Origin of the sequence: Rhodoferax sp., from assembly GCF_018063565.1 — a bacterium.
GTDB lineage: Bacteria > Pseudomonadota > Gammaproteobacteria > Burkholderiales > Burkholderiaceae_C > Rhodoferax.
Map to the genome: position 1 here is coordinate 1 of NZ_JAGPBB010000144.1, position 5,964 is coordinate 5,964.

At 59.4% G+C, this 5,964-nt stretch carries 6 protein-coding genes; 3 read left to right on the forward strand and 3 right to left on the reverse strand.

Annotated features, from left to right (window positions below; all coding sequences use genetic code 11):
* The 3 genes from phaC to phbB form a co-directional block, all read left to right on the forward strand.
* The coding region (phaC, locus tag KBF66_RS18550) for a class I poly(R)-hydroxyalkanoic acid synthase (RefSeq protein ID WP_296661063.1) at nucleotides 1-1,427 on the forward strand (1,427 nt) is incomplete at its 5' end.
* A gap of 51 nt (nucleotides 1,428-1,478) precedes the next feature.
* Nucleotides 1,479-2,657, forward strand: a complete 1,179-nt coding sequence (locus KBF66_RS18555) for an acetyl-CoA C-acetyltransferase (RefSeq protein ID WP_296661066.1) — start codon at nucleotides 1,479-1,481, stop codon at nucleotides 2,655-2,657.
* 45 nt (nucleotides 2,658-2,702) lie between these two features.
* The gene (gene phbB, locus KBF66_RS18560; RefSeq protein ID WP_296661068.1) at nucleotides 2,703-3,440 is read left to right on the forward strand and encodes an acetoacetyl-CoA reductase; all 738 of its coding nucleotides are present in this window, start codon (nucleotides 2,703-2,705) and stop codon (nucleotides 3,438-3,440) included.
* 92 nt (nucleotides 3,441-3,532) lie between these two features.
* On the opposite strand, the gene rfbC is transcribed toward phbB, so the two are convergent.
* From rfbC to rfbD, 3 genes are all read right to left on the reverse strand, one after another.
* Nucleotides 3,533-4,084 (reverse strand): dTDP-4-dehydrorhamnose 3,5-epimerase, encoded by a 552-nt coding sequence (gene rfbC / locus KBF66_RS18565; RefSeq protein ID WP_296661071.1) that lies wholly within the window; start codon nucleotides 4,082-4,084, stop codon nucleotides 3,533-3,535.
* Nucleotides 4,085-4,145: 61 nt separating this feature from the next.
* Nucleotides 4,146-5,030, reverse strand: coding sequence for a glucose-1-phosphate thymidylyltransferase RfbA (gene rfbA / locus KBF66_RS18570; protein ID WP_296661073.1), 885 nt, complete (start codon nucleotides 5,028-5,030; stop codon nucleotides 4,146-4,148).
* A gap of 62 nt (nucleotides 5,031-5,092) precedes the next feature.
* Nucleotides 5,093-5,964, reverse strand: an 872-nt coding sequence (rfbD, locus tag KBF66_RS18575; RefSeq protein WP_296661075.1) for a dTDP-4-dehydrorhamnose reductase, incomplete at its 5' end; no start/stop codon positions are given.

Here is a 5,964-nt window from a genome sequence, read left to right on the forward strand (position 1 = left end):
TGGCCACCTTCACTGCCGCCATGTACCTGCTCAACGCCAAGGCGCTGACACAACTGGTCGACGCAGTCGAGACCGACGAAAAAACCCGTGCCCGCATCCGCTTCACGGTGGAGCAGCTCAACGCCGCCGCGGCCCCCAGCAATTTCCTGGCCATGAACGCCGACGCATTGCAGACCGCCATTGACACCAAGGGTGAGAGCATTGCCAAGGGCGTGCGTAACTTGCTGCAGGACTACAACCAGGGCCACATGTCGATGACCGACGAAAGCCTGTTCACGGTGGGCAAAAACATCGCCACCACCGAAGGCATGGTGGTGTTTGAGAATGACTACATCCAGCTCATTGAATACAAGCCGCTAACAGACAAGGTTTACGAAAAGCCCTTTTTGCTGGTGCCCCCGAGCATCAACAAGTACTACATCCTTGACCTGCAACCCGACAACTCGCTGATCCGCTACGCCGTGGCGCAAGGGCACCGCACCTTTGTGGTGAGCTGGCGCAACCCCGATGCGTCGATGACCCAGGTCACTTGGGACAACTTTATCGAGCACGCCATCCTCAAGGCCATCAGCGTCACCAAAGAAATCACCGGCGCGCCCAGCATCAACACGCTGGGTTTCTGTGTCGGTGGCACCATGCTCTCCACCGCCCTTGCGGTGCTGGCGTCACGCGGCGACACCTCTGTAGCGAGTGCCACCTTTTTGACGGCGATGGTCGACTTTGCCGACACCGGTGTGCTCGATGTGTTCATTGACGAAGCGTTTGTCGCCAAGCGTGAAAAAGAAATGGGCAAGGGCGGCATGATGAAGGGCAGCGACATGGCCAGCACCTTCAGCTTTTTACGCCCCAACGATCTGGTATGGAACTATGTGGTGGGCAACTACCTCAAGGGCGAAACACCCCCACCGTTCGACCTGCTGTACTGGAACGCCGACAGCACCAACCTGCCTGGCCCCTTCTACACCTGGTACCTGCGCAATACCTACCTCGAAAACAACCTGAGCAAGCCGGGCAAGGCCACGGTGCTGGGCGAAAAGGTCGACTTTGGCAAGGTCGATATCCCGATCTACATCTATGGCTCGCGCGAAGACCATATCGTGCCGATCAACGGCGCTTATGCCACCACGCGGTTTTTCCCGGGCTCCAAACGCTTTGTCATGGGTGCCTCAGGCCACATTGCCGGTGTGATCAACCCGCCCGCCAAAGGCAAGCGCTGCTACTGGACGCGTGACGATGGCAAGCTGCCCAAGACGCACGACGAGTGGTTTGCCGGTGCCGCTGAGCACCCGGGCAGCTGGTGGACTGACTGGTCCAACTGGCTGGCCAGCCAGTCCAGCAAGCAGATCGCCGCGCCCAAGACCTATGGCAAAGGCAAACACAAGGGCATCGAGCCCGCACCTGGCCGTTACGTGCTGGCCAAGGCCTGATCACCGTTTTACCCGTTTACTTTTACTTTTTTACAGGACACAGAGACCATCATGGAAGACATCGTCATCGTTTCAGCAGCGCGTACCGCCGTAGGCAAGTTTGGCGGTTCGCTGGCCAAGGTATCGGCCATGGAGCTGGGCAGCATCGTGATTCGCGAGGCCATCGCCCGCGCCAAACTGAGCCCCGATCAAGTGGGCGAGGTCATCATGGGCCAGGTGCTGGCGGCTGGCTGCGGCCAGAATCCGGCACGTCAGGCCACACTCAAGGCCGGTCTGGCCATGGAAACCCCGGCACTGACCATCAACGCGGTCTGTGGCTCGGGTCTGAAAGCGGTCATGCTCGCCGCGCAGGCGGTGGCCTGGGGCGACAGCGACATCGTGGTCGCCGGTGGCCAGGAAAACATGAGCGCCAGCCCACATGTGCTCAACGGCAGCCGAGACGGCCAGCGCATGGGCGACTGGAAAATGACCGACACCATGATCGTTGACGGCCTGTGGGATGTGTACAACAACTACCACATGGGCATCACCGCAGAAAACGTGGCCAAGGCGTGCAGCATCAGCCGCGACATGCAAGACGCACTGGCCCTGGCCAGCCAGCAAAAAGCCGCTGACGCACAGGATGCCGGCAAGTTCAAGGACGAAATTGTCGGCGTCAGCATTCCGCAGCGAAAAGGTGACCCGTTGGTGTTCAACACCGACGAGTTTCTGAACCGCAAAACCAATGCCGAAGCCCTGGCCGGTCTGCGCCCGGCGTTCGACAAAACCGGCTCGGTCACTGCTGGCAATGCCTCCGGCATCAACGACGGCGCCGCCGCTGTGGTGGTGATGACTGCCAAGAAGGCAGCGGCCTTGGGTCTGACGCCCCTGGCCCGTATTGCCGCCTTTGGTACCAGCGGTCTTGACCCTGCCACCATGGGGCTTGGCCCGGTGCCCGCATCGCGCAAGGCGCTGGCACGTGCCGGCTGGAGCGTGAACGACGTCGACCTGTTTGAGCTCAACGAAGCATTTGCTGCGCAAGCCTGCGCGGTAAACCTGCAGCTTGAAGTCGATCCGTCCAAGGTCAACGTCAATGGGGGTGCCATTGCCATTGGTCACCCCATTGGTGCGTCTGGCTGCCGCATTCTGGTGACCTTGCTGCACGAAATGCAGCGTCGCGATGCCAAGAAGGGCCTGGCCGCGTTGTGCATTGGCGGCGGCATGGGCGTGTCGCTGGCGCTTGAGCGTTAATTCACCCTATCATTCACATCTGGTTTTTACAAAGAGGAGCAAAGCATGAGTCAAAAAGTAGCGTACGTTACCGGTGGCATGGGCGGCATTGGTACCGCCATTTGCCAGCGCCTGAGCAAAGAGGGCTTCAAGGTCATCGCGGGCTGCGGCCCCACACGTGACTATGGCAAGTGGCTGGCCGAGCAGGCCGAGCTGGGCTTCACGTTTTACGCCTCGTCAGGCAACGTGGGCAACTGGGACAGCACGGTCGAAGCCTTTGACAAGGCCCACGCAGAGCACGGCATCATTGACCTGCTGGTCAACAATGCCGGTATCACGCGTGACCGCATGTTCCTGAAAATGACCCGCGAAGACTGGGACGCGGTGATCGAGACCAACCTCAACTCCATGTTCAACGTCACCAAGCAAGTGGTGGCCGGCATGGTTGAAAAGGGCTGGGGCCGCATTATCAACATCTCGTCGGTCAACGGCGTCAAGGGCCAGGCCGGGCAGACCAACTACTCGGCGGCCAAGGCCGGTATGCACGGCTTCAGCATGGCGCTGGCGCAAGAGCTGGCCACCAAGGGTGTCACAGTCAACACCGTCAGCCCTGGCTACATCGGCACCGACATGGTCAAGGCCATCCGTCAGGAAGTGCTCGACAAGATCATTGGCACGGTACCGGTCAAGCGGCTGGGTGAGCCGTCCGAGATCGCCTCCATCATCGCCTGGCTGGCGTCGGACGAAGGTGGTTACGCCACAGGTGCCGAGTTCTCGGTCAACGGTGGTTTACACATGGGCTAAACCCTGGGTGGACACCAAGAAACAAACCCGCCTTTGGCGGGTTTATTCTTTTGGTGTTCCAGCTTCTGCTGACCTCAGGGAATGCACAGGCTTTAAGGAAAAACCTCAACCTGTTCCAGCACGAGTGCCGCCGCATCCTTTGCCGCCAGCAGCGGCGCATTACCCACCGGCCACTGGATACCGACGGTCGGGTCACTCCACAGCAGACTACGCTCAAACTCGGGGTGATAGTAATCGGTGGTTTTGTACAAGAACTCTGCGGTATCGCTCAGCACCACAAAGCCATGTGCAAAGCCCGGTGGCACCCACAGCTGGCGCTTGTTGTCCGCTGACAGCACCACCCCCTCCCACTTGCCAAAGTGGGGTGAGCTCTTGCGCAGGTCCACCGCCACATCAAACACTTCACCCTGTGTGACTCTCACCAGTTTGCCCTGCGGGTGCTGGATCTGGTAATGCAGACCGCGCAGCACGCCTTTGGCTGACTTGCTGTGGTTGTCTTGAACAAACTGCACGTCCAGCCCGGTGCATTGGGCAAAGTCGAGTGCGTTAAAGCTCTCATAGAAAAAGCCTCTGGCATCGCCAAACACTTTGGGCTCCAGAATCAGTACTTCAGGCAATCGGGTTTGGGTGACGGTATAAGGCATTTATTGAGCTCCAGCCCATATTCCACGGGCGTTGATAGCTATATTCTTTTACTGGCTTTTCTTACTTGATCAGGCTGAGCAGATATTGCCCGTAACCATTCTTGGCCAGCGGTGTGGCCAGCTTCTGGATCTGCGCCGCATCAATCCATTTCTGGCTGTAGGCAATCTCTTCGGGGCAGGCCACTTGCAGGCCCTGACGCTTTTGCAGGGTGGCAATGAAGCTGGCGGCCTCGAGCAGGCTGTCATGCGTGCCGGTATCTAGCCAGGCATAACCCCGGCCCATGATCTCGACGTTGAGCTGGCCCTGTTCCAGATAACGTTTGTTGACATCGGTAATCTCCAACTCACCACGGTGTGAGGGCTTGATGTCTGCGGCAATGTCACACACCTGGGTGTCGTAGAAGTACAGGCCGGTGACGGCGTAGTTGCTTTGCGGCTGTTTGGGTTTTTCTTCAATGCTGATGGCGCGCATGCTTTGGTCAAAGGCCACCACACCATAACGCTCGGGGTCATGCACATGGTAGGCAAACACACTGGCACCGATCTGGTTGGCATCGGCATGGGCGAGCTGTTTGACCAGGTCATGGCCGTAGAAGATGTTGTCACCCAGCACCAGGGCACTGGGGTGCTTACCCACAAACTCGCGCCCGATGATGAAGGCTTGCGCCAGGCCGTCCGGGCTGGGTTGCACGGCATAACTGATGTTCATGCCCCACTGGCTGCCGTCACCCAGCAGTTCACTGAAACGGGGTGTGTCATGCGGGGTGGAGATGACCAGCACATCGCGAATGCCCGCGAGCATCAGGGTGCTCAAGGGGTAATAGATCATCGGCTTGTCATAGATCGGCATGAGCTGTTTGGAAACAGCCTGTGTCACCGGATAGAGCCGGGTGCCGGAGCCCCCGGCGAGGATGATGCCTTTGCGTTGTGCCGTGTTATGGGTCATGGTGCTGCTCCCGATGGTTCTCAATGTTCTGGATGGTTGTTCTCAATTTTCTCAAGTCTGGCTTACAGGATCTCTGCCAGCATGCGATTCACACCCACTTGCCAGTGCGGCAGGGTCAGGCCAAAGGTGCGCTGCAGTTTGGCGGTGTTCAGGCGTGAGTTGTGCGGGCGCCTAGCCGGGGTGGGGAAGGCGCTGGTGGGCACGGGCTGGATGTCGGTCACTTTAAATTCAATCGCTGGTTGCGCTTGCTTGGCTTGGGCTAGAACATGTTTTGCATACTCAAACCAGTTGGTCTCACCAGCCGCCACGAGGTGGTAGATGCCTGCAGTTGTTTCAGTCAGCTCTTCTTGCTGGAACACCTGGCGTATGGCGTGGGCAGTGATGTCGGCCAGCAGGTCAGCGCCGGTGGGGGCACCGATCTGGTCGTTGATGACGGTGAGTTTGTCGCGCTCTTGCGCTAGGCGCAGCATGGTCTTGGCAAAGTTGCCACCGCGGGCAGCGTAGACCCAGCTGGTTCTGAAGATGAGGTGGCGCGGGTTGGCAGCAGCAATCAATTGCTCGCCTTCGAGTTTGTTGCGGCCATACTCGCTTAAAGGGCCGGTGGGGTCGGTCTCCACCCTGGGGGTGCTGCCACTGCCGTCAAACACGTAGTCGGTGCTGTAGTGCACCAGCCAGGCACCCAGTTGGGCCGACTCGGTGGCCAGCACTTGCGGGGCCAGGGCGTTGATGCTGCGCGCCAGAGCGGGCTCGCTCTCGGCTTTGTCGACCGCGGTGTGGGCGGCGGCATTGACGATGACATCGGGGCGCACGGTGCGGATGGTGTCTGCCAGACCGGGCAGGTTGGTGAAGTCACCACACAGCTCGGTGCTGTCGTTGTCCAGGGCGATGAGTTCGCCTAAAGGGCTCAATGATCGCTGCAGTTCCCAGCCGACCT